Consider the following 2,302-nt stretch of genomic DNA (forward strand, 5'->3'; position numbering starts at 1 on the left):
GAGCAGCAGCGCCGGCGCCGCGATCCCGACGGCGAGGCCGAGGCCACCGCCTCCCCCGGCCCCGGCCGCCGCCCCGCCGGGTACGGGGGCGGCGAGGGCGTAGCCGTAGTCGGCCTGCTGGCGGGTGATGGAGCCCCCCGAGGCGGGGAGCATGCCGAAGCCGCCCCAGCCGGTGGAGTGGGCCTCCATGGTGTGGTCGTAGGCGAGCACGATCTGCGGCACGGCCAGGTAGAGGTGGCGCTGCATCTCGCGCACCAGGTCGGCGCGGGCCTCCGGGTCGGTCTCGCGGCGCTGCCGTTCGTACAGCTCGTCGAACTCCTCGTCGCAGTACCAGGAGAAGGTCAGGTCGGTGGGGCGCGGTTCCTCGGGGAGGCGGGCGCAGGTGTGGTAGGCGAAGTCCTCGTCGGGGTCGGGGCCGTAGTTCCAGCCGCCGAAGGCGATGTCGTAGGTGCCGGCGGCGGTGCGCTCGTTGAGCGGGGCCGAGGAGAGGGCCTCGGGGCGCAGTTCGACGCCGATGTCGGCGGCCCACTCGACCAGGAAGTCCCGGATGTCGGCGTAGACGGGTCGGTCGGAGTGGTACAGCAGCCGGAAGGACAGCGGCCGGCCGCTGTCGGGGTCGATCCGCAGCCCGTCGGGTTCGGCGCGGTGGTAGCCGGCCTCGTCGAGCATCCGGTTGGCGAGCCCGGGGTCGGCGGTGACCCTCTCGGGGCCGGGGTCCCAGAAGTGGCGGGGGAAGACGGGGGGAACGATGGAGACGCCCGGCTCGGCGTGGCCGGCGTGCACGATCTCCACCAGTCGGTCGCGGTCCACCACGTGGTGGAGGGCGCGGCGCACGACGGGGTCGCGCAGGGCGGGGTGGCCGTCACCGATGGGGTGGCCGTCGCGGGTGCGGGCGCCGGTGTTGAAGCCGATGGCGTCCCAGTGCCGGCCGGGCTGGACGGAGACGGTGACGCCGGGGGCGACCCGCAGCGCGTCGGCCTGTTGCGGGTTGAGCCCGTCGACCAGGTCGATCTCGCCGCGCAGCAGGGCCTGCACGGCGGCCTCGGTGGTCTCGTGGTTGCGCATGACCAGCCGGTCGTAGGCGGGCCTGCCGCGCGGGTGGTCGGGGTTGGCGCTCAGCACGATCCGCTCGCCGGGGCGGTACTCGGCCAGGGAGAACAGCCCGGAGGTGGGGAGGCCGGGTTCGCCCCGGTAGGAGGCCGGGTCGTCCATCTGCGACCAGACGTGCGCGGGGACGATCGGGGTGTTGTTGAGGTGGTGCATGACCGCGCCCGGTTCGGCGACCCGGATGACCAGGGTGTGGTCGTCGACGGCCTCCACGTCGGTGAAGTTGTCCACCAGGCCGCCGTGCCGGCCGTTGAGGACGGGGTCGCTGCGCAGCAGGTCCAGGGTGAAGGCGGCGTCCCGGGCGGTGACGGGCACGCCGTCGGACCACACCGCCTCCGGGTCCAGTCGGTAGGTCCACTCGCGGCCGTCGGGCGAGTGCTCCCACTCCAGGGCCAGGCCGGGGGCGGGCGCCCAGTCCTCGCGGCCCCAGCGGATGAGCGGCTCGTACATGAGGTTGTTGATCTCGCCCTGGATGACCCAGCCGGAGTCCAGCGGGTTGAGGTGGGGCAGGGCGTCCAGGCCGGTGCGGCCGACCACGAGGGTGCGGTCGGCAGTGCCCGGCACGGCCTCCCTCGGCGCGGCCTCCCTCGGCGCGGCTTCCCCCGGCGGTCCGGCGGGCGCCGGGGGCACCGCGGGGGTGTGCGCGAGGGCGGCCGGTCCGGCCAGGGCTGCCAGGAGCGTGACCGTCGCCACGAGGGGCGCGGGGCGGGACACGCCCGGCCGTCGATCGCGACGCGCCCGGCGCGACGCGCCCGGGGGGTGACCGTGTCGCGTCACGGGGCGGGTCCCCTTTCGGGCCGTTTACGGGTTCCCGGGGCGGGGGACGCGGTCGGCGACCGACGCGTCCGCCGACCATTCCCGGGACGGATGACCATGGTTTCCGGCGGGTCGGGAAAGGGGCCGCGAACACGCCGCCGATTCGCCCGGATGCCCCGGTGAATTCCCCCGGAACCGTCGGCCGGTCGGCGCGGTGAATCGCCGCGGGTGAATCCCGACCGGGAGGGGTGGGAAAACGGGACCCCCGGGCCCGGCGCGGGTTCCGCGGAAAACGCGGATTTCCCGGCCGCCGGCCCGGGGGAGCCGGGGCCGGCCGTGCCGGGTGGTCATCGCGTTACGCTGGGTCGTGCCCGCCCGTGCCGCCGTCGCGCCCCCGGGTCGGCGGAGGCGGGGAGGCGGTCCCGGTGGGACGGGGCGC

The 2,302-nt window shown here is 75.7% G+C and carries 1 protein-coding gene; it reads right to left on the minus strand.

All coding sequences use genetic code 11. From position 1 onward, the window contains the following. A partial coding sequence (locus FOE67_RS23110; protein ID WP_182666775.1) for an ABC transporter substrate-binding protein occupies positions 1-1,800 on the minus strand: 1,800 nt, incomplete at its 3' end. Positions 1,801-2,302 lie beyond the last annotated feature (502 nt).

The organism is Streptomyces calidiresistens (assembly GCF_014141525.1).
Taxonomy (GTDB): Bacteria; Actinomycetota; Actinomycetes; order Streptomycetales; family Streptomycetaceae; genus Streptomyces; species Streptomyces calidiresistens.